The following is a 20,455-nucleotide window of genomic DNA, read 5'->3' on the forward strand; positions in this document are numbered from 1 at the left end:
TCAGCCTCGGTGATCAGACACGGGCGCCGGCCCGGCGCGAGGCGAGCGTCGCACCGAAGGCGGTCAGCCCTGCGGCGAGAAGCACGACGGCGGCCGACACCGCCATGTTCGCCGTCGGGCCGTAGGTCGCGGTGAGCTGGCCGCCCGCCCACGAGCCGCCCGCGATCCCGACGTTGAAGAGGACCACGATCGACGCGCTGGCGAGGTCTCGGAGGCGGTCGGATGCTGCGCGCATGAGGGCCGTCTGGATCAGCGGGAACATCGCGCCGGTTCCGGCACCCCACAGCGCGAGGGCGATCACCACGACGGCCGTCGCGTGCGGCGCCGCGGCGAGCGCGGCGAAGGCGCCGACGAAAACGAGCAGGGTCGCGGTCAGGGCCGTCCGTGGGAACCGATCGGCGAGGCTGCCGGCCACCGCCACCCCGACCATGCCCGCGGCGCCGAACACGAACAGCAGAGCGCTCGCCCAGCCGTCGGCGATCCCGGCCGACTCGGCGAGGTACGGCCGGATGTAGACGAACGCGAGGAACTGCGCGAGCCCGATCAAGAGCCCCGCGACTCCGAACGCGACCAGCGGCGGCAGCGACCGGTCGCGCCGCAGGGGCGCACGGTCCCCCGCACCCACGGGCTCGACCACGGACCGCGGAAGCCGGCGGTACACGACGGCGGCGAGCAGCAGCATCCCGATCCCCGACACCCCGAACGAGACCCGCCAGCTCGTCAGCTGCGCGAGAGCCGTCGCCGCGGGAAGGCCCAGCACGGTCGCGGCCGTGCCCCCGCCGGTGACCAGGGCGAGGCCGCGGCCGAGCTGCGCACCCGCCAGCAGCGACGACGCGTACACGATGACGATCGCCCAGAACACGCCGTGCGCGACCGCGGCGACCGCCCGGGTCGCGAACGCGAACTCGTACGTCGGGGCGAAGGCGGTGGCGACGTTCGCCACCGCGAACACCGCGAGCGAGGCCGCGACCACGATGCGGCGGTCGATGCGACGCGTCGCACGCGTGAGCGGGATGCTCGTCGCGATCACCACGACCGCCCAGACCGAGACGAGCAGCCCGATGCGCAGGGGGTCGACGCCGAGGTCGCGGGCCATCTCGGGCATGAGCCCGGCCGGCAGCGATTCGGCGGTGACGGTGACGAAGACCCCCAGCGAGAGCAGCAGCAGGGCGCTCAGCGGGAACCGTGGGGCGGAGGTTTCGGGGAGGACGACGGCGGCGGTGGACGAGGTCATGGAGCGAGGCTAAACTTTGACACCAATGTCAATGTCAAGCTTTCGCTCGCCGACACGGAGGGGCACGCATGAAGATCGGTGAACTGTCGGAGCGCACCGGCATTCCCGCGCGGATGCTGCGGTACTACGAGGCGCAGGGACTGCTGGCGTCCGAGCGCTCGGCGAACGGCTACCGCTCCTACGACGAGGCCGACGTGGAGCGGGCAACCCGCGCGCGCGGCCTCGTTCAGGCCGGCCTGTCGACGCGCCTCGCCAAAGTGGTGCTCGACGTCGAACGGCAGTGCGCGATGGCGGCGCCGACCTGCTCCCGCGAGCTGGCCGAGATGCTCGCGACCGAGCTCACCGCCCTCGACGAGCGCCTCGCGTGCCTCACCAAGAGCCGCGACGCCGTCGCCCGCTACCTCGACCTCACCCGCAACGGCGACCTGCTCGGAGCCGCGGAGGTGCGCGAGCCGGCTACGGCTCGAGTGTGAGGGATGCCGCGATCGGGACGATCTCCTCGCGCAGCGCCATGATCTCGCGCACGTGCTGCTGCAGGCGCTCGTCCTCGGCGAACTCGGGCGTCCACTGCGGGACGGGCTGAGCGACGCCGTCGGCGCCCGGGACGACGAACACGCTCAGGCACTGCGTGGTGAGCGTGCGTTCGTGCGGCGTGCGCGGATCGGCGGTCCACACGCGGGTGCTCACGTGCATGCTGTGCGGGCTCGTGTAGACGATGCGCGCGTCGACGTCGACGAGGTGCCCGATCACGACCGGCGCCAGGAAGTGGATGCCTCCCGAGTAGACGCCGATCGCCGCGCTCGCCTCCTCGCCGTCTCTCGCCCACGCCGCCGCGACCGCGTAGCCCGCCTCGTCGATCCAGCGCATGACCGTGCCGCCGTGCGCCTTGCCGCCGAAGTTCACGACCCCCGGCGGCGCGAGGAACCTGAGCGTCGTGCGCGGGGCGGTCGAGGCATCCGTGTAGTCCTCTGCGAGCATGAGGCGCTTGATCTCGGCGCGCGACTCGATGCGTTCGAGGGCCCCCTCGGCGAGCTTGTGGTCGGAGCGGGTCACCGGGGTCCACGCCGGCACCTCGGTCGGCCGTCCGTCGGCGCCCTTGGCCACGAAGACCAGGATGCACGTCGTCGCGGGCGTGTACAGGCGCTCGCTGACCTCCGTCGACGAGACGGTGACCACCACGTGCATGCTCGTGCGACCGGTGTAGACGATGCGGGCCTGCACCTCGATGAGGCTGCCCGGCGCGATCGGCCGGCGGTGACGGACATTGCCGACGTAGGCGGTCACGCAGTACGCGCCCGCCCAGCCGACGGCGCACGCATAGCCGGCCTTGTCGATCCACTCCATGACGCTGCCTGCCGCGACCGAGCGTCCGCCGGCCGCCGTGTCGGCGGGGACCGCCATGAACCGCATCGTGATGCGGTCGTCACGGGCCGCGGCGCCGGAGGTGGTGCTCATGCCGTCAGGCTACGGGCCGCAGCATCCGTCTGTCCCGCCGATGTCCGTGAGGCTGCCTCAAAGAAGCGATGTTCCTTCGCGCACGGCAGAATCGAACAATGGCCGCTTCCCCGCACCTCAATCCCGACCACGCCTGCCTCATCGTCCACGGCAGCGACCAGCCGGGAATCGTGGCGGCGGTCTCGGCGATGATCACGCGCATCGGCGGCAACATCGTCGCGTTCGACCAGTACTCCGACAACCCGGAGGGCGGCGCGTACTTCCAGCGGGTGGTGTTCCATCGGCCGGGCTTCGCGGCCGACCGCCCGCGCATCGAGGACGAGATCGCCCAGACGCTCGCCGGCTTCGATCTGGAGTGGTCGCTGACCGACCAGTCCGTACCGAAGCGCATGGCGATCCTGTCGTCGAAGCAGGACCACTGCCTGCTCGACCTGCTGTGGCGCCACCGTCGCGGCGACCTGCCGGTGACGATCCCCATGGTGATCTCGAACCACACGTCCTCCGCAGAGGACGTTCGCTCGTTCGGCGTGCCGTTCTTCCACGTGCCGGGCGTGGCCGGGCCCGACAAGTCGGCGTCCGAGGCGAAGATCCTGGAGCTCCTGCGCGGGAACGTGGACTTCGTGGTGCTGGCCCGCTACATGCAGATCCTGTCGGGTGAGTTCCTCAAGGAGCTCGGGGTGCCGGTGATCAACATCCACCACTCGTTCCTGCCCGCCTTCATCGGCGCCGAACCGTACAAGAAGGCCAAGGAGCGCGGCGTGAAGCTCATCGGCGCCACCTCGCACTACGTCACCGACGATCTCGACGAGGGCCCGATCATCGAGCAGGACACCGTCCGCGTGACCCACGCCGACTCCGCTTCGGAGCTCGCCCGCCGCGGCGCCGACGTGGAGCGACAGGTGCTCTCCCGCGCGGTGCTGTGGCACGCCGAGGACCGCGTGATCCGACACGGCAACCACACGATCGTCTTCTGACGGACGATTCCGCAACCGGATTGCGCCTGACAGGATGTGCGCATGACGCGCAATCCGTGGGCGGTCTCGCTATGGGTCGCAGGAGCTCTGTCGCTCGCCGTCGCCTTCATGCTGACCGTTGTCACGTGGCAGCTCACCGACTACGAGACGTACGACGTCGCGGGCGTGGCCTCGATCGAGGCGTGGGCCCGGCTCCTCGTCGTCGTCGCGGCCGTCACGTTCACCGGCGCCGTCACCCTCGCCGGGATCGAGCGGCTGGTCGGCCACGGCGTCGGCGTCGGGCACGCGGAGGTTCGCGCCGACGTCGAAGGGCCGACGCGCTAGACCAGCCGCAGCTCCGCGTCGATGGCGTCGGCAGTGCGCTGCAACGGCGGCAGGTACTCATTCACGACGTGGTCGACCGAGTCCCGCGTCGCGCTGGTGGAGACGTTGACGGCGGCCACCACGTCGCCGCGGCGATCGTGCAGCGGCACGGCCACCGAGCGAAGGCCAGGCTCGAGCTCGCCGTCGACGAGGGACCAGCCTTGCGCGCGCACGCGGTCGAGCTCCGCGCGCAGCGCGTGGGGATCGGTGAGCGTGCGCTCGGTGAGGGACGGGAGAGCGGATGCCTCGAGCAGCTCGTCGAGGGATCCAGCCCGCAGGCCAGCCAGCAGCACGCGCCCCATCGACGTCGCGAACGCGGGGAACCGGGTGCCGATCGTGATGCGGACGCTCATGATGCGCCGGGTCGGAACGCGCGCGATGTAGACGATGTCGCCGCCGTCGAGGACGGCCGCCGAGACGCTCTCGTCGACCTCGCGCGACAGTCGCTCGAGGTGAGGCTGCACGATCTCGGGGATCGAGAGCGCCGAGAGGTAGCTGAAGCCGAGCTCGAGCACGCGCGGCGTCAGCGAGAAGGTGCGTCCGGCCGCGCGGACGTAGCCCAGCTGCTCGAGCGTGCGCAGGAAGCGCCCGGCTGCCGCCCGCGTGATGTCGGCGCGGCGGGCCACGTCGCTCAGCGTCAGTTCGGGATGCTCCGCATCGAAGGCCCGGATGACGGCGAGCCCGCGCGCCAGCGACTGGACGACGTCGCTGCCGCGACCGGACTCGCCGGTGGCCGGCTCAAGGGAGGCATCTGCGGACGAGGTCACCGGCTCACCCTACCGATGCCGCCACAGGCGTCGGACCGGTCGAGTGCTGCAGTTTCCTGCGACCGCTTCGTCGGACGACGCCGCACTCGCAGGAGACTGGAGCGGTAGCGCCAGGCCGCGGGCCATGCTCAGCGCTCGAGCACGACGGCGAGCCCCTGCCCGACGCCGATGCAGATCGCAGCGACCGCGACGCCGCCCCCGCGACGGGCGAGCTCGTGCGCGGCGTGGCCGATGATGCGGCCGCCCGATGCCCCGAGCGGGTGCCCGATCGCGAGCGCACCGCCGTGGATGTTGACGCGCTCCGGGTCGAGGCCGGCCCACCCCTGGATGTCGGCGAGCGACTGCGACGCGAACGCCTCGTTGAGCTCGACGAGGTCCACATCGGCCCAGGTGCGCCCGGCGCGGGCGAGCGCCTTGTTCGCAGCCTCGATCGGCGCCAGCGGGAACTGGTCGGGGTCGACGCCGTGCGCCGCGCGCGCGGTGATGCGGGCCAGCGGCTCGCCGTCCAGCGCGCCCTCACGGCCGAGCAGCACCGCGGAGGCGCCGTCGTTGATCGGCGATGAGTTGCCGGCCGTGACGCTGCCCTCGCCGTCGGCGGCGAACAGGGCCTTCAGCCCGGCGAGCTTCTCGACAGAGGTGTCGTCGCGGATGCCCTCGTCCCGCGCCAGCTCGGCGCCGGGCACCTGCACGATCTCGCCGTCGTAGACGCCGGCGGCCCACGCGGCGGCGGCCAGGCGGTGCGAGCGGACCGCGAACTCGTCCTGCGCCTCGCGGGAGATGCCCTGCTCGCGTGCGATCTTCTCCGCGGACTCGCCGTTCGAGATCGTCCAGTGCTTCGGGAGCTTCGGGTTGGTCATCCGCCACCCGATGGAGGTGTTCCACAGCGTCTGGTTGCCCACGCTCGGCCAGGGTCGCGGCGACTTCTCCACGACGAAGGGCGCGCGGCTCATCGACTCCACTCCGCCGGCCAGCACGATGTCGGCATCGCCCGCCTCGATGGCGCGCGACCCCTGGATCACGGCTTCGACCGACGACGCGCACAGCCGGTTGACGGTCACGCCGGTCACCGTCGTCGGGAAGCCGGCCAGCAGCGCGCCCATGCGCGCGACGTTGCGGTTGTCCTCACCGGCCTGGTTCGCGTCGCCGAAGATCACGTCGTCGATGCGCACCGGATCGAGGCCGGTGCGCTCGATCGTCGCCTTCATCACGACGGCGGCGAGGTCGTCGGGCCTGACGCCCGACAGCGCGCCGCCGGCGCGGCCGAACGGTGTGCGGACGGCGTCGTAGACGTAGGTCGCCATGTCATTCACCTTCCTGGATGCCGCGGCTCGCAGCATCCGTCAATTCCAGGCCCGTCAGCTCGGCGAGGAGCTTCACGGTGTTGTCTCCGAAGGCCTCGCGCACCGCGAAGCCCTCGGGCGTGACGTCGAAGACCGCATGGTCGGTGTAGACGCGCGTGACGCAGCCGACGCCGGTGAGCGGGTACGTGCAGGCCTCGACGAGCTTGGACTCGCCGGCCTTGGTCAGCAGGTCGGTCATGACGTAGACGTTCTTGGCGCCGATGGCGAGGTCCATCGCGCCGCCGACCGCGGGGATCGCCCCGGGTGCGCCGGTCGACCAGTTCGCGAGGTCGCCGCCCTGCGAGACCTGGAACGCGCCGAGCACGCACACGTCGAGGTGGCCGCCTCGCATCATGCCGAACGAGTCGGCGTGGTGGAAGTACGCGGCACCGGCCAGCGCGGTGACCGGCTGCTTGCCGGCGTTGATCAGATCCGGGTCGATCTGGCCGGGCTCGGGCGACGGGCCCATGCCGAGCATGCCGTTCTCGGTGTGGAGGATGATCTCCTGGCCCTCGGGCAGGTAGTCGGCGACGAGCGTGGGGGCGCCGATGCCGAGGTTGACGAAGGATCCCTCGGGGATGTCCTGCGCGATTCGCGCGGCGAGCTGGGCGCGGGTGATGCGCGTGGCCTGGCCGGTCTCGGTGCTCACTGGTCGACCTCCGTCTCGATCCCGGCCGCGTTCTCGAGCGGGCGGCCTTCGATGTCCACGCCCCCGATGAAGGCGCCGCCGTCGAGCCAGGCGCGCTCGCCCACCGCGACGACGCGGTCCACGAAGATGCCGGGTGTGACGACGGTCTCGGGGTCGATCGAGCCGAGCGGCACGATCTCGTCGACCTGCACGATCGTGGTCGTGGCGGCCGAGGCCATGATGGGACCGAAGTTGCGCGCGGTCTCGCGGTAGACGAGGTTGCCCCAGCGGTCGGCGCGGTACGCGCTGATGAGCGCGACATCGGCCTTTATGGGGTACTCCAGCGCGTACCGGCGGCCGTCGATCTCGCGAATCTCCTTGCCGTCGGCGAGCTCGGTGCCCACGCCCGTCGGCGAGAAGAACGCGCCGATGCCGGCCCCCGCCGCGCGGATGCGCTCGGCGAGGTTGCCCTGCGGCACAAGCTCCAGTTCGATCTCGCCCGCGCGGTACAGGCCGTCGAACACCCACGAATCGTGCTGACGCGGGAAGGAGCAGAGGATCTTGCGGACGCGCTTCTTCGCGAGCAGCGCCGCCAGGCCCACGTCGCCGTTGCCGGCGTTGTTGTTGATGATCGTGAGCTCCCCCGCCCCCTGGGCGATGAGCGCGTCGATCAGCTCCACGGGCTGCCCGGCGCGCCCGAAGCCGCCGATCATGATGGTCGCACCGTCACGGATGCCGGCCACGGCCTCCTCGACGGACGCCACGGTCTTGTCGATCACGAACTGCCTCCTTGCTGTTCGCTCTGCGAACACATGTACGCTATGCGGCTATTGTACTGCAGACCTCGGGGTCACCGGAACCCCCACCCGTCCCTGGTCTTCGTGTGAGCTCCAGGCCGCCGCATCGTCTCGTCCTCTCTCCTCTCCCTCGTTTGGGGCGCAGCGCGCCCAGTCGGGGCGCACGCCGCACGCCCCGAATGCACGCGACGCGCCCCAAACCAGGATGGGAAGGTCGGCTACTCGGCCTCGGCGAACACGTCCTTCGCGATGCGGAATGCCGTGTTCGCGGCGGGGACGCCGCAGTAGAGGCCGGCCTGGAGGATGACTTCCTTGACCTCGTCGACCGTCAGCCCGTTGCGCAGGGCGGCGCGCAGGTGCATCGCGAGCTCCTCGTGATGGCCGAGCGCGATGAGGGCCGTGAGCACCGCGACGGAGCGCGAGCGGCGATCCAGGCCCGGTCGCGACCAGATGTCGCCCCACGCGACGCGGGTGATGAAGTCCTGGAAGTCCGCGGTCAGCTCGGTCGTGCCGGCGATCGCGCGGTCGACGTGGGCGTCCGACAGCACCTCGCGGCGCACCATCATGCCCTGGTCGTAGCGCTCCTCGTCGGTGAGGCCCTCGCCGTCGGGGCGGGTCATGCCGCGCGCTCCGCCGCGACGGTGTCGAAGAAGTGCAGCAGCGCCTCGGCGAGCGGAGCCGGGGCGTCCGCGGGTGGCAGGTGCGAGGCATCCGTCAGTCCGACCGCCTCGCCTGCGCGCACGCCGTCCGCGATCTCGCGAGCGGATGCCTCGGGCGTGACGCCGTCGTGATCGCCCCACACCGCGAGCACCGGCGCGCCGATCTCGCCGAGTCGGTCGCGCACGTCGAAGCCCGCGAGGGCCTCGCAGCACAGCGCGTAGCTCTCGTCGTCCGCGTCCTGGAGGGCATGCAGCAGCCGACCCGTCAGGTCGGGGTCGCGCTCGATGGAGCCGGGCGCGAACCACCGCTGGGCGGAGCCGATGATGAGGCTCGACGTGCTCTGCGCGCGCACCTGCGCGGCTCGCGCGTGCCACGCCGGGGCCTCTCCGATCGAGGCGCCGGAGCAGATGATGGCGGCCGCGCGGACGCGGTCGGGGTGACGCAGGAGCAGCTCGAGGCCGACGCAGCCGCCGAGCGACACCCCGGCGTAGAGGAAGGGTTCGTCGATCGCATCCGCGACGGCATCGGCGAGCTCGCCGATCGTGAACGGCTCGGCGGACGCCGGCGCCGCGCCGTGGCCCGGCAGGTCCCACGCGACGACCCGGTACCGCTCGGCGAGCGCCGGGATCACGCGATCCCACAGCAGCGTCGAGGTGCCCAGCGACGGACCGAGCACGAGCAGCGGCGCACCTTCCCGGCCGGCCGGGGTGGTGACGAAGATGGCGGGGACGGTCACGCGTTGTCCTCTCGATGGGATGCCTCGGGGGCCACCGCGTCGTCGACGAGGCGACCGGCGAGGCCTATGTAGCGGGCGGGGTCGAGCAGATCGGCGACGAACGCCGGGGGGGCGACACCCCGCTCTGCGGCGACCGAGCCCACCTCGGGAAGCGCCGTCAAGGCGGCGGCCAGGTCTGCTCCCCCGGCTGCATCGGCCACCAGATCCGACACGCGCGCCGATCCCAGGACCGGCCCGAGCACGACCGAGAGCCGCTCGGCGACGATGAGCCCGCCTGTCGACGCGAGGTTGCGCTCGACGGCGTCGGTGTCGACGTGCAGGCCGGCCACGAGCGTCGCGGCGTGGGCGGTCGCGCCGAGCGCGAGACGCAGCAGTTCGCGGAGCACCGGCCACTCGGCGTGCCACGCGCCGTCCGGGCGCTCATCGGCGGCGAGGGCGGACGCGAGGTGCAGCGTCGCGCCGAGCTGTGGTGCGCGCAGCGCGGCGGAGCGGATGAGGACGGATGCCGCGGGGTTGCGCTTCTGCGGCATCGCCGACGATCCGCCCCCTGAGCCCTCCGCCAGTTCGCCGATCTCGGTACGGCTGAGGGTCGCGACATCCGTGGCGATCTTCCCGACCGCGTCGACGGCCTGGACGAGGGCATCCCCCAGCTCGGTGATCGGCCAGCGGTTCGTGTGCCACGGGGCGTCGGGCGCCGCGAGCCCGAGTTCGTGCGCGAAGGCGGCCGGCAGGTCGGCGGCCGCCTCCGTTCCAGCGACCTCGGTGAACGACGCGAGCGTTCCCGCCGCGCCGCCCAGCTGGGCAGGCAGCCGGTGCTGGGCGTCCTCGACGCGCTCCCTGGCGCGTGCCACGCCGCGGAGCCACCCGGCGGCACGCAGCCCGACGGTGGTCGGCACGGCGTGCTGGGTCAGGGTGCGCGCCGCCGCGACCTCGTCCCGTCGCGAACGGGCAAGCGAGCGCAGCAAGACCTCCGCGTGCGCGAGCGACGCCGCGATGCGACTCGTCGCCGCACGCGCGACGAGCATCGCGGCGGTGTCGACGATGTCCTGACTGGTCGCACCGCGGTGGATCCAGGTCCGGGAGCCGGCGCCGACGCGCTCCTTGAGCCGCCCGACCAGCGGGATCACCGGGTTGCCGCCGGCGACGGCCGCCGCCGTCAGCGCCGCGAGGTCGACGCCGTGGTCAGGGCATCCGCGCAGGCCGCTGCGCCAGCCGAACTCGGTCTCGATCTCGTCCACCGCCTCGGCCGGCGCGAGACCCAGCTCCCGATACGCCCTCACCAGCGCGACCTCGGCCGTGACGAGCGCGTCGAGGTACGCGGCATCCGTCACCGTCTCGTCGTGACCGACGGTCACGGGCGAGAGCAGGCCCACATCGAGTGCGGGCCGGTCACGGTCAGAAGGCAAGGAACACGGTCTCCTTCTCGCCCTGCAGGTGGATGTCGTGGTGCAGGTTGCCGTCCGGCAGGCGCGTCGCGATGAGCGTAGCGCGCTCGTCGGCGTCGAGCGAGGAGAGGAGGGCGTCGGCGGCGAGCAGCTCCTCGTGCTCGGGCAGGTAGACGCGGGTGACGAGCTTGTCGGGAAGGCCGCGTGCGAACACGATGACGGAGTAGAACGGTGCCCCGCCGTCGACCGGGCCGGGATTGCGGGTCCAGAACTCGTAGCGGCCGACGTCCGTCGTCGCCGCGCGGCCGAAGCCCGTGAACGAGTGGTCGTCGCGGCGGAAGGCGCCGTGGGCCCGAGGGATGCGGCCGTTCTCGTCCGCGCTCCAGATCTCGATGACCGCGTCGGGGATCGGGTTGCCGGCGCCGTCGAACACGGTGCCGCCCAGCACGACCGAGCCGGGGCTGTGCGGGAACACCACCTGGTGCTTCTTGTCGTAGTCCAGGCCGAAGGCGAAGAACGGGCCGACGGTCTGACCGCCGGTGGGCTCGTGGGTCTTCGGGCCCAGGTCGCGCTTGGTGCGAGCGGCCATCAGTGCTCTCCTTCTTCCGGCTCGAACCAGGTCGCGTCGGGGCCGTCGACGACGATGTCGAAGCGGTAGCCCATCGAGAACTCGGGCACCGACAGGTCGTGGTCGTACTGCCCGATCAGGCGGTCGCGGTCCTTCTGACGCCAGATCGTGTTGTAGATCGGATCGAGCGGGAACAGCGGGTCGCCCGGGAAGTACATCTGCGTCACGAGGCGCTGCGTGAAGCCCGTGCCGAAGATCGAGAAGTGGATGTGCGCAGGGCGCCACGCGTTGACATGGTTCTTCCAGGGGTACGCGCCCGGCTTGATGGTCGTGAACTTGTAGAACCCGTCGTCGTCGGTGACGGTGCGTCCGGCGCCGGTGAAGTTCGGGTCGAGCGGGGCAGGATGCTGATCCCGCTGGTGGATGTACCGGCCCGCGGCATTCGCCTGCCAGATCTCGACGAGCTGGTTCGCGAGCGGGCGGCCCCACGAGTCGAGGAGGCGCCCCTCGACAGTCATGCGCTCGCCCTGGGGCTCGCCGATGTGCTGCAGAGTGAGGTCGGACTCGATGGCCGCGACATCGCGCTGGCCGAAGGCCGGCGACCACAGCTCGATCGTCTCAGGGTCGACGAGCTTCGGGTTCTTGGTCGGGTGGCGCAGCAGGCTCGAGCGGTACGGCGGGAAGTCGTGGAGGCTCATATTGAGCCGCTCACCCGCGGCTTCCCGCCGCGCGGCGGCGGCGTGGTAGTCGACGATCTCCTGCGTGATCTCGTTCTGCGTCAGCTGGTCGGGCGAGGCGAGCAGCGACTCGGGGGCCGCCGCGGTCTGCTCCAGCACCACCGACGACGAGAACGCCTCCTCGCCCCGGGGATCGGCCTGGGCCTGTGTCATGAGGTCTCCTTCGACGACTCGGGTCGTCCCAGGGTCGCACTCCGCAGCGGCCGCCGCCCCGTGGATTCCCGCTCAGTGGGAATCACGGATGCTGCGGCCCGCAGCATCCGTCCCGGCCACGGGTTTGGGGCGCGGCGCGCGCATTCGGGGCGCGCGACGCACGCCCCGAACGTACGGAGTGCGCCCCAAACCCAGGAGCTCCCCCGCCTACGTCACCCGGAGGTCGTGGTGGAGGTCCTTCGCGGCCTGCACCACGAGGGGGCCGAGCCGCCGCTCGTCGGCGCGCGCCAGGTGCACCACGAGACCCAGCGCGATGGGCGGCAGACCCTCGACGCGGGGCAGCGCGGCGGCGACCGAGACGTTCCCGAGGGTCATCTCCTCGCGGGTCGTCGCGTAGCCGAGGGCGCGAGTGCGCGCGATGTCGGCGCGGAGCTCCGGCTCGGTCGTGATCGAGTTCACGGTCTCGCGCTCGAGCGGGGCCTCGAAGTACTGGCGCAGCCATCCTTCGTCGCGCGTCGCGAGCAGCGCCTTGCCGACCCCGGTCGTGTGCAGAGGGCCGCGTCCGCCCATGCGGCTGAGGGTCGGGATCGACTGGCGTCCCGTGAGGCGCCCGACGTACAGCGCGGTCGTCGTCGCGGGCGTCGCTCCGTCGAGCACGGCGAGGTGCACGTTCTCGCCCGTCGCCTCGTACAGGCGCACCATGTGCGGCAGCGCCGTCTCGCGCAGCCGCAGCGAGAGCGGCGAGAGCTCGCCGAGCTCCCACAGCCGAGGGCCGATGGCGTAGGTGTGTCCGGGGCCGCGCGTGAGCAGCCCTTCGGCCACGAGCGTCGCGAGCAGCCGGTGCAGCGTCGACGACGCGAGCCCGGTGCGGGCGGCGAGCGTCGTCGCGGTGACCGCCGGCTCGTCGTCGGTGAAGCAGCCGAGCACGCGCAGCGTGCGCTCGAGCACCCCCTCGCCGTCGCCCATGCGTCCTCCCCGAGCGACGTTACCCGGATAGTCGGGGTGGCAGAGTGGGCGCATGGCCAACTCGCCCTCCGGCGACTCGATGACCGACCGCATCGTGCGCGTGCTCGAGACGTTCACCGCCGAGCGCTCGATGCAATCGGCGTCGGAGATCGGCCGTCGCGCCCGGCTCCCGTCGTCGACCGCGCACCGCATCGTCGACGAGCTCGTCGACGCGGGCCTGCTCGAACGCGACGAGGACCGCCGCGTGCACCTGGGCATGCGCCTGTGGGAGCTCGCCCTCCGCGGCTCGACGGCGCTGCGCCTGCGCCAGGCCGCGCTCCCGCACATGGAGCAGGTGCAGGCGCGCATCCGCGAGCACACCCAGCTCGCCGTGCTCGAGCAGGACGAGGCCCTCTTCCTCGAGCGCCTCTCCCACCCCGACGCCGGTGCGAACATCACCCGCATCGCGGGCCGGCTCCCGCTGCACGCCTCGTCGTCGGGGCTCGTCCTGCTCGCCTACGCGCCCTCCGCGCTGCGCGAACGCGTGCTCGCCGGCGCGCTGCGCGCCCTGGCGCCGGAGACGGTGACGGATGCTGCGCGCCTGCGCCGCCTCCTCGCCGAGGTGCGCCGTGCCGGGGTTGTGGTGGCGCCCGGCTCGATCGAGGCCGTGTCGACCGGCGTGGCCGTGCCGATCCGCGACGCCGGCGAGGTCGTCGCCGCTCTGTCGGTCGTGCTGCCGCGGGAGACCGACCCGGCGGCCGCCGTCCAGGCGCTGCGCGAGGCCGCCGCCGGCATCGAGGCCGACCTGCGGGCCGACCGCCGCTGACTCCCCCGGCGCCATCCCCATCCTCATCTGAGGTCCAGGGCCGCGCTGAGGAGCAGAACCGGTTTCGCTCTCCTCACCTCAGCCCGGATCCTCAGCTGAGGAAGACGACACCTTCCCGATGAACGGGAATCCACGCCGACCCGGGCGCGACGGGGTCACACTGGGCCGAGGCATCCGTTCCACCACGAACGTCGAAGGAGACGTCCATGTCCACGATCCGCACCCGCGTCGCCATCGTCGGCGCCGGTCCCGCCGGGCTGCTGCTCTCGCACCTGCTCGGGATCGCCGGCATCGAGTCGGTCGTCATCGACCAGCGGTCGCGCGAAGAGATCGAGACCACGATCCGCGCCGGCATCCTCGAGCAGGGCACCGTCGAGGTGCTCGACTCGTCGGGTGCGTCCAGCCGCGTGCGCACGGTCGGCCACCGCCACGACGGCATCGAGCTGCGCTTCGCGGGTCACGGCCACCGCATCGACTTCGCCGACCTCGTCGGCCGCGGCGTCTGGCTCTACCCCCAGCACGAGGCGCTCAAGGACCTCATCGCCGTGCGCCTCGGCAAGGGCCAGGATCTGCGCTTCGGCGTGACCGCGCTGCGGGTGGAGGACGCAGCATCCGATCGCCCTCGCGTGATCGCGACCGACGCGAACGGCGACCCCCTCGAGATCGAGGCCGAGTTCGTCGTGGGCTCAGACGGATCGCGCAGCGTCGTGCGCGAGGCCGTGACCGGCTCGCACACCGGAGGCTACTTCCGCGAGTACCCGTTCGCGTGGTTCGGCATCCTGTGCGAGGCGCCGCCGAGCGCCGAGGAACTCATCTACAGCAACTCCCCCGACGGCTTCGCCCTCATCAGCCAGCGCAGCGCCACGGTGCAGCGCATGTACTTCCAGTGCGACCCGAACGCCGACCCGAACGCCCTCAGCGAGGAGCAGCTGTGGGAGGAGCTGCAGAAGCGTGTGCCCGGCACCACGCTCAAGGAGGGCCCGATCTTCCAGCGCGACGTGCTGCGGTTCCGCAGCTTCGTCGCCCACGAACTGCTCAACGGCCGCGTCGCGCTCATCGGCGATGCCGCGCACACGGTGCCGCCGACCGGTGCGAAGGGCATGAACCTCGCCGTCGCCGACGTGCTCGTGCTCGAGCGCGCGCTGCGTGCGCTGCTACTCGAGAACGACGACCGGCTCATCGAGGCGTTCCCGGAGAAGGCGCTCCACCGCATCTGGAAGGCGCAGCACTTCTCGTGGTGGATGACGAACATGCTCCACGTCGCCCCCGACGCGTCGGACTTCGACCGCCTGCGCCAGCTCGGCGAGCTGCGCTCGGTCGTCGAGTCAGAGGCAGGCCGCCGGTTCCTCGCGGAGGCGTACACCGGCTGGCCTCTCGAAGGCCTCGCCTGACGCCGCGGTTCCCTCGGTGAGGTCGGTTCGGGGCGCACGCCGCGCGTTCGGGGCGCACGCCGCGCGCCCCGAACGGACGCGCCGCGCCCCAAACCCCCACGACCCGGCATTGCCGCTCAACGGGAATGAGCGGATGCTACGGGGAAGGCCTGGGCTATAGTCCGGTGCCTATGGCCTCACCGTCGCGGACCACGCGCACCGAGCCGTCGCGCACGGCATCGGCCCTGATGCTGCTCGCGGCGGTGTGCCTCGTCGCGATGAACATGCGCCCGGCGATCACGGGGCTCGGGCCGCTCCTCGATCAGATCGGCGCCGACACCGGCATGTCGGTCTCGGCGCTGGGGCTGCTCGCCGCGGTGCCGCTCGTCGCGTGGGCGCTGTTCTCGCCGCTCGCGCACGACCTCAGCCGCCGGTTCGGGCAGCCGCGCGTGCTGCTGTGGTCGCTGCTGGTGCTGCTCGCCGGCACCCTCGTGCGCTCGATCCCGGGCCCGGTGGCGAGCCTGTGGATCGGCACGGCGATCATCGGCATCGGGATCGCCATCATCAACGTGCTCATGCCCGCCGTGGTCAAGCGCGAGTTCGCCGGGCACGTGCCCGCCGTGACCGCGGCGTACACCGCGCTGCTCGCGGGCCTGGGCGCCGTCTCGTCGGGCGTGGTCGTGCCGATCTCGCACATCGAGCTCGGCGGCGATCCGGCCGGCTGGCGCTTCGCCCTCCTCGTGACCGGAGCCGCACTCCTGCCGTTCGCGATCGCCGCATGGTGGTGGGCGCACCGCGGCGCCGGACGCGCGCACGATCGCTCTTCGGCACCGCGCGGGCGCACCGGCATCTGGCGCGACCCGATCGCCTGGCTGGTCGCCGCCTACATGGGCCTGCAGGCATCCATGTTCTACATGTTCGTGACGTGGCTCGCGCCGCTGTCGATGTCGATCGGGCGCTCCGAGGTCGTCGCCGGCATCGACGTCATGGTCTATCAGCTGTTCTCGCTCGCCGGCTGCCTGCTGCTGCCGCTGGCACTCCGGGGCGGCCTCGAGCGCTGGGCGCCGGCACTCATCCCGTCGCTGGCGGTCGTCGGCGTCGCCGGGCTCATGATCGCCCCGGGCGGCGTGCTGCTGTGGGGCTCGCTCATCGGGCTCACCGGCGGCGCGACCCTCGCGATGTCGCTCACGCTCATGGCTCAGCGCGCCCGCGACCACGACACGTCGACGGCGCTGTCGGGCATGTCGCAGTCGGTCGGCTACGTCATCGCCGCACTCGGGCCGATCGCCTTCGGCGCCCTGCACAGCCTCACGGGAGGCTGGACCGCATCGCTCGCGCTCGTGCTCGCCGTCCTTCTGGCCCTGACGGTGGTGGGCGTGTTCGCCGGGCGCGACCGCTACGTCCTCGAACGCCGATAGCGGGACGGATGCTGCGCCCCCGGCGCCCGGCCGGTCATTCCCCGGGGAAGGCCAACGCGCGCAGCAGTCTCGCGAGCGTCTCGCGGTCATCGGTCGACAGGTCGGCGTGGACACGCTCCTCGGCGGCGCGTGCGGCCTCGCCGGCCGCGGCGACGAGCGCCCGCCCGGCGGCCGTGGCGACGACGACGTTCGCGCGCCGGTCGGCCGGGTCGGGCTGACGCTCGACGAGTCTGCGCGACTGCAGCTCGTCGACGAGGCTCACCACCTGGCTGGGATCGAGCCGGAGGAACTCGGCGAGCTCGCGCTGGGAGGGCCGGGCATCTCCCGACGCCAGCACCAGGACGGAGTACGACCGCGCCTTGAGCCCGTGCTCCGACAGGGCTGCGTTTCCGGCGGCGAGCGCGATGGCGTTGGCCCGCGCCAGAAGAAAGCTCAGGTCGTCGCTGAGTGCCGACGAGCGCAGGCCCGGTGTGGCGGCGACATCAGCGGCTTTCGGCATGGCCACGATGCTAGTCCAATTAATGGACGAACGGAATGATTGACTTTTTCAACAGTTGGGTCTTCAATGGACCCGACACGAAGGAGTTCACGCATGTCTTCGCACGCACCGCTCGACGGCAAGGTCGCCATCGTCACCGGGTCGGGCCGCGGCCTCGGCCTCGCCTACGCCCAGGAACTCGCCCGGCAGGGGGCCGCCGTCGTGATCAACGACGTCGACGAGGCCACGGCGGCGGAGGCCGTCGCCACGATCACCGCGGAAGGCGGCCGCGCGGTCGCGGTCGTGGCACCGGTCGGGCCCACCGAGACGGCGCAGCAGCTGGTGCGCACCGCGGTCGACACCTTCGGGCGGCTCGACATCCTGGTGACCAACGCCGGGGTCCTGCGCGACACGGTGCTCTGGAAGATGAGCGACGACGACTTCGACACCGTCATCAACGTGCACCTGCGCGGGACCTTCACGTGCGTGCGCGAGGCCGCGAGCTGGATGCGCGAGAACGAGGTGCCCGGCCGCATCATCTGCATCGGCTCCCCCACCGGCCAGCGCGGCAACTTCGGCCAGACGAACTACGCCGCCGCCAAGGCCGGCATCGTCGGCATGGTGCGCACGTGGGCCCTCGAGCTCAAGCGCGCCGGCATCACGGCGAACGCCGTCATCCCCGTCGCCGCGACCGCCATGACCGCGACCGTGCCGTACTTCGCCGCCGCCGTCGAGGCAGATGCGGCGGGCGAGCCCATGCCGGCCTTCTTCCGCCACGACCTCGGGTTCGGCACCTCCGACGACGTCGCGGGGCTCATCGCCTATCTCGCATCGGATGCTGCGGCCGGCGTCACCGGTCAGGCCATCGGTGTCGGTGGCGACAGGCTGCAGCTGTGGTCGCACCCCGAGGCCGTCGCGACCGCCTACCGCGAGGGCGGCTGGTCCCACGACGACCTCGCATCCGGGTTCGCAGAGGCGGTCGGCGAGCTGCAGACCGTCGGCGAGAAGTTCCCGCCGCTGCCCGAAGAACTTCAGCGCCCGTGACCCGCTACGAACCGGCGATCGACCTCGACGCCATCACGGCGATCGACGTGCACGTGCACATCGAGGTCGACGGTCACGGTCACGCCTCGCTCCCCGAGGATCTCGCCGCCGGCGCGGCCGAGTACTTCAGCACCGACGGCCCGAACCCCGACCTCGACTCGGTGGCGGAGTACTACCGCGAGCGCCGGATGGCGGCGGTCGTGTTCACGGTGGATGCCGAGACCCAGCTCGGCCACGCTCCGCTGTCGAGCGCCGAGATCGCCGAGGGCGCGGCGCGCAACAATGACGCGCTCATCCCGTTCGGCTCGGTCGACCCGCGCCGGCCCGACGCGCTCGATCGCGTTCGGCGCCTCATCGACGAGAACGGGGTGCGCGGCTTCAAGTTCCACCCGACGGTGCAGGGCTTCGACCCGTCCGACGAGGCGCACTTCCCCCTGTACGAGGTGCTGCAGGAGGCGGGGGTCGTGGCCCTCTTCCACACCGGCCAGACCGGCATCGGCGCGGGCCTTCCCGGTGGGCGCGGCCTGCTGCTGGGCCTTTCGAACCCGATGCTGCTCGACCCGGTCGCGGCCCGGTTCCCCGAGCTGCAGATCATCATGGCCCACCCCTCGGTGCCCTGGCAGGACGAGGCCCTCTCCGTGGCGACCCACAAGCACAACACGTGGATCGACCTCTCCGGCTGGAGCCCCAAGTACTTCCCCGAGTCGCTGGTGCGTGCCGCGAACTCGTACCTGAAGAAGCGGGTGCTCTTCGGCTCGGACTTCCCCCTGCTCACCCCCGACCGGTGGATGAGGGATGCCGAGACCATGGGCTCCTTCAAGCCCGAGGTGCTGCCCGGCATCCTCAAGGACAACGCGGCGCGGCTCCTGGGGCTCGGAGGCTGACATGCCCGCACTCGAGGCCGATGCCACGTTCGGGTTCGACCCGTACGCGATCGCGGCCGCGCACCTCAGCCCGGCCGCGCGGGCAGCGCTCGGGCGTCTGCAGCACACGCTGGAGCGCAGCATCCATCCCCTCCTCGCCCAGGCGTGGGAGACGGCGACCATGCCGCCCGAGGTGCTCGATGCGCTCATCCCGCTCGACCTCATGCAGCCGGAGGGAATGGATGCTGCGGAGGCGGCGTCGAGCGTGTACTCCGGGTTCCGCAACTACGTGCTGGCGCGCACCGACGTGTCGGTGGCGACGCTCTACAACGCGCAGTCCGGGCTGTTCCGCACCGCGATCGCGCTGGGCGGATCGCCCGCGCAGGCGGCGGAGCTCGACCCTCGTGTGCGCAGCTTCGATCTGAAGGGCGTCTTCGCGCTCACCGAGCCGGAGCACGGGTCCGACATCGCCGGCGGCCTCGCCACCACCGCACGCCGGGAGGGCGACGAGTGGGTGATCGACGGCCGCAAGAAGTGGATCGGCGGGGCCGCGGCATCCGATGTGCTCGTCGTGTTCGCCCGCGACGTCGACGACCACGCGGTCAAGGCGTTTCTCGTGCCCACCCACGCGCCCGGCGTGCGGCTCGAGGCGATCGGCGGCAAGGTCGCGCTGCGCCCCATGCAGAACGCGGTGATCGCGCTCGACGGCGCGCGGGTGACCGAGGCGGAGCGCCTCCAGAACGTGAACGGCTGGCGCGACGTATCGCGCATCCTCCGGGCGATGCGCTCGGACGTCGCCTGGATCGCTGCGGGCCTTCAAGCGGGTGCGCTCGACGCGGCGGTGCGGTACGTGCGCGAGCGGCACCAGTTCGAGCGGCCTATCGGCGGGTTCCAGCTCGTGCAGGAGAAGCTCGCCCGCATGCTCGGCAACACCGTGGCCTCGCTCGCTCTCGTCGTGCAGCTGTCCGCGCGGCAGGATCAGGGCGAGTACGCCGACGAGAACTCCGCGCTCGCCAAGCTGCAGACGGCGCGACTGGCGCGCGAGACCGTGGCGCTCGGCCGCGAGGTGCTCGGGGGCAACGGCATCCTGCTCGAGCACGACGTCGCCCGCTTCTTCGCCGACGCCGAAGCCGTGTACTCGTACGAGGGCACGCACGAGATCAACGCCCTCATCGTCGGCCGCGCCCTGACGGGCGCCTCGGCCTTCACCTGAACCATCCGATCGATCGAAGGAGACCCCATGACCACCACCGTCGACTACGCCGACGTCGCAGGCCTCGCCGGCACCGACCTCGGCTGGACCGAGTGGCTCGAGGTCACGCAGGAGCGCGTGAACCTCTTCGCCGACGCCACCGACGACCACCAGTGGATCCACGTCGACCCCGAGCGGGCCGCAGAGGGACCGTTCGGCGGGGCGATCGCGCACGGCTTCCTGTCGCTGTCGCTGACCGTGAAGTTCTGGTCGGAGCTGTTCGACGTCACCGGTGTGACCACGCGGGTGAACTACGGCCTCGACAAGGTGCGGTTCGTGTCGCCGGTCAAGGTCGGCGCGCGCGTGCGCGGCGGCGCGGTGATCGCCGAGGTCACCGAGATCCCCGGCGGTTACCAGTTCGCCGTCGACCAGACCATCGAGATCGAGGGCGCCGGCAAGCCCGCCGTCGTCGCCCGCGGTCTGTACCGCTTCTACGCCTGACCCCATCGGGTCCGAACGCAC

At 71.8% G+C, this 20,455-nt stretch carries 23 protein-coding genes; 10 read left to right on the forward strand and 13 right to left on the reverse strand.

Annotated features, from left to right (window positions below):
- Positions 1-13 precede the first annotated feature (13 nt).
- Positions 14-1,234 (reverse strand): MFS transporter, encoded by a 1,221-nt coding sequence (locus tag JNB61_RS05925; protein ID WP_220339029.1) that lies wholly within the window; start codon positions 1,232-1,234, stop codon positions 14-16.
- 68 nt (positions 1,235-1,302) lie between these two features.
- Here JNB61_RS05925 and JNB61_RS05930 point away from each other — a divergent pair, with 68 nt between their 5' ends.
- Complete coding sequence (locus JNB61_RS05930) at positions 1,303-1,707, forward strand: MerR family transcriptional regulator (RefSeq protein WP_220288802.1); 405 nt, start codon at positions 1,303-1,305, stop codon at positions 1,705-1,707.
- On the opposite strand, the gene JNB61_RS05935 is transcribed toward JNB61_RS05930, so the two are convergent.
- Positions 1,691-2,689, reverse strand: coding sequence for an acyl-CoA thioesterase (locus JNB61_RS05935; protein ID WP_220288801.1), 999 nt, complete (start codon positions 2,687-2,689; stop codon positions 1,691-1,693). The two genes, JNB61_RS05930 and JNB61_RS05935, sit on opposite strands and share 17 nt — an antisense overlap.
- Before the next feature lie 98 nt (positions 2,690-2,787).
- Between JNB61_RS05935 and purU the strand changes: the two genes are divergently transcribed.
- Together purU and JNB61_RS05945 are read left to right on the forward strand one after the other, a co-directional pair.
- The gene (gene purU, locus JNB61_RS05940) at positions 2,788-3,663 is read left to right on the forward strand and encodes a formyltetrahydrofolate deformylase (protein WP_220339030.1); all 876 of its coding nucleotides are present in this window, start codon (positions 2,788-2,790) and stop codon (positions 3,661-3,663) included.
- A 42-nt stretch (positions 3,664-3,705) separates the two neighbouring features.
- A complete protein-coding gene (locus JNB61_RS05945; RefSeq protein WP_220288799.1) occupies positions 3,706-3,987 on the forward strand; it encodes a hypothetical protein in 282 nt (93 codons plus the stop codon).
- On the opposite strand, the gene JNB61_RS05950 is transcribed toward JNB61_RS05945, so the two are convergent.
- The 10 genes from JNB61_RS05950 to JNB61_RS05995 all read right to left on the reverse strand — a co-directional run bounded on the left by JNB61_RS05950 (position 3,984) and on the right by JNB61_RS05995 (position 12,763).
- Positions 3,984-4,793: an IclR family transcriptional regulator domain-containing protein gene (locus JNB61_RS05950; RefSeq protein ID WP_220339031.1), complete on the reverse strand. Its 810-nt coding sequence runs from the start codon at positions 4,791-4,793 to the stop codon at positions 3,984-3,986. The genes JNB61_RS05945 and JNB61_RS05950 overlap by 4 nt on opposite strands.
- Before the next feature lie 128 nt (positions 4,794-4,921).
- The gene (locus tag JNB61_RS05955) at positions 4,922-6,094 is read right to left on the reverse strand and encodes a thiolase family protein (RefSeq protein ID WP_220339032.1); all 1,173 of its coding nucleotides are present in this window, start codon (positions 6,092-6,094) and stop codon (positions 4,922-4,924) included.
- A 1-nt stretch (position 6,095) separates the two neighbouring features.
- The gene (locus JNB61_RS05960; RefSeq protein ID WP_220339033.1) at positions 6,096-6,782 is read right to left on the reverse strand and encodes a 3-oxoacid CoA-transferase subunit B; all 687 of its coding nucleotides are present in this window, start codon (positions 6,780-6,782) and stop codon (positions 6,096-6,098) included.
- A complete protein-coding gene (locus JNB61_RS05965) occupies positions 6,779-7,540 on the reverse strand; it encodes a 3-oxoacid CoA-transferase subunit A (protein WP_220339034.1) in 762 nt (253 codons plus the stop codon). The genes JNB61_RS05960 and JNB61_RS05965 overlap by 4 nt, the downstream gene beginning before the upstream one ends.
- Positions 7,541-7,776: 236 nt before the next feature.
- A complete protein-coding gene (gene pcaC / locus JNB61_RS05970) occupies positions 7,777-8,178 on the reverse strand; it encodes a 4-carboxymuconolactone decarboxylase (protein ID WP_220288794.1) in 402 nt (133 codons plus the stop codon).
- Positions 8,175-8,954: an alpha/beta fold hydrolase gene (locus JNB61_RS05975; protein ID WP_220339035.1), complete on the reverse strand. Its 780-nt coding sequence runs from the start codon at positions 8,952-8,954 to the stop codon at positions 8,175-8,177. Before JNB61_RS05975 ends, pcaC begins: the two co-directional genes overlap by 4 nt.
- Entirely contained in the window at positions 8,951-10,360 is a 1,410-nt protein-coding gene (locus tag JNB61_RS05980; RefSeq protein ID WP_222855148.1) for a lyase family protein, read from the reverse strand. Before JNB61_RS05980 ends, JNB61_RS05975 begins: the two co-directional genes overlap by 4 nt.
- Complete coding sequence (gene pcaG / locus JNB61_RS05985; protein ID WP_220288792.1) at positions 10,350-10,928, reverse strand: protocatechuate 3,4-dioxygenase subunit alpha; 579 nt, start codon at positions 10,926-10,928, stop codon at positions 10,350-10,352. The genes JNB61_RS05980 and pcaG overlap by 11 nt, the downstream gene beginning before the upstream one ends.
- Complete coding sequence (pcaH, locus tag JNB61_RS05990; protein ID WP_220288791.1) at positions 10,928-11,797, reverse strand: protocatechuate 3,4-dioxygenase subunit beta; 870 nt, start codon at positions 11,795-11,797, stop codon at positions 10,928-10,930. Before pcaH ends, pcaG begins: the two co-directional genes overlap by 1 nt.
- Positions 11,798-12,004: 207 nt before the next feature.
- On the reverse strand, positions 12,005-12,763 hold the full coding sequence (locus tag JNB61_RS05995) for an IclR family transcriptional regulator (RefSeq protein ID WP_220339036.1): 759 nt from the start codon (positions 12,761-12,763) through the stop codon (positions 12,005-12,007).
- Between the two features lie 52 nt (positions 12,764-12,815).
- On the opposite strand from JNB61_RS05995, the gene JNB61_RS06000 reads away from it, so the two are divergent.
- From JNB61_RS06000 to JNB61_RS06010, 3 genes are all read left to right on the forward strand, one after another.
- Positions 12,816-13,568, forward strand: a complete 753-nt coding sequence (locus JNB61_RS06000) for an IclR family transcriptional regulator (RefSeq protein WP_220288789.1) — start codon at positions 12,816-12,818, stop codon at positions 13,566-13,568.
- A gap of 206 nt (positions 13,569-13,774) precedes the next feature.
- Positions 13,775-14,959, forward strand: coding sequence for a 4-hydroxybenzoate 3-monooxygenase (locus JNB61_RS06005; RefSeq protein ID WP_220339037.1), 1,185 nt, complete (start codon positions 13,775-13,777; stop codon positions 14,957-14,959).
- Positions 14,960-15,129: 170 nt separating this feature from the next.
- Positions 15,130-16,356: an MFS transporter gene (locus JNB61_RS06010; RefSeq protein WP_223214646.1), complete on the forward strand. Its 1,227-nt coding sequence runs from the start codon at positions 15,130-15,132 to the stop codon at positions 16,354-16,356.
- Positions 16,357-16,390: 34 nt separating this feature from the next.
- On the opposite strand, the gene JNB61_RS06015 is transcribed toward JNB61_RS06010, so the two are convergent.
- Positions 16,391-16,855: a MarR family winged helix-turn-helix transcriptional regulator gene (locus JNB61_RS06015; RefSeq protein ID WP_220339038.1), complete on the reverse strand. Its 465-nt coding sequence runs from the start codon at positions 16,853-16,855 to the stop codon at positions 16,391-16,393.
- A gap of 93 nt (positions 16,856-16,948) precedes the next feature.
- On the opposite strand from JNB61_RS06015, the gene JNB61_RS06020 reads away from it, so the two are divergent.
- From JNB61_RS06020 to JNB61_RS06035, 4 genes are read left to right on the forward strand one after another with little or no spacing between them, the layout of a single operon-like run.
- On the forward strand, positions 16,949-17,878 hold the full coding sequence (locus JNB61_RS06020; RefSeq protein WP_220339039.1) for an SDR family NAD(P)-dependent oxidoreductase: 930 nt from the start codon (positions 16,949-16,951) through the stop codon (positions 17,876-17,878).
- Positions 17,875-18,762 carry an amidohydrolase family protein gene (locus tag JNB61_RS06025; protein WP_220339040.1) on the forward strand — a complete coding sequence of 296 codons (888 nt, stop codon included), beginning with the start codon at positions 17,875-17,877 and terminating at the stop codon, positions 18,760-18,762. The genes JNB61_RS06020 and JNB61_RS06025 overlap by 4 nt, the downstream gene beginning before the upstream one ends.
- 1 nt (position 18,763) lies before the next feature.
- Entirely contained in the window at positions 18,764-19,954 is a 1,191-nt protein-coding gene (locus JNB61_RS06030) for an acyl-CoA dehydrogenase family protein (RefSeq protein WP_220339041.1), read from the forward strand.
- A 27-nt stretch (positions 19,955-19,981) separates the two neighbouring features.
- A complete protein-coding gene (locus JNB61_RS06035; RefSeq protein WP_159841152.1) occupies positions 19,982-20,434 on the forward strand; it encodes a MaoC family dehydratase in 453 nt (150 codons plus the stop codon).
- The last annotated feature ends 21 nt before the right edge of the window (positions 20,435-20,455 follow it).

The sequence above is a fragment of the Microbacterium ureisolvens genome, from assembly GCF_019511645.1.
GTDB classification, from domain to species: Bacteria; Actinomycetota; Actinomycetes; order Actinomycetales; family Microbacteriaceae; genus Microbacterium; species Microbacterium ureisolvens_A.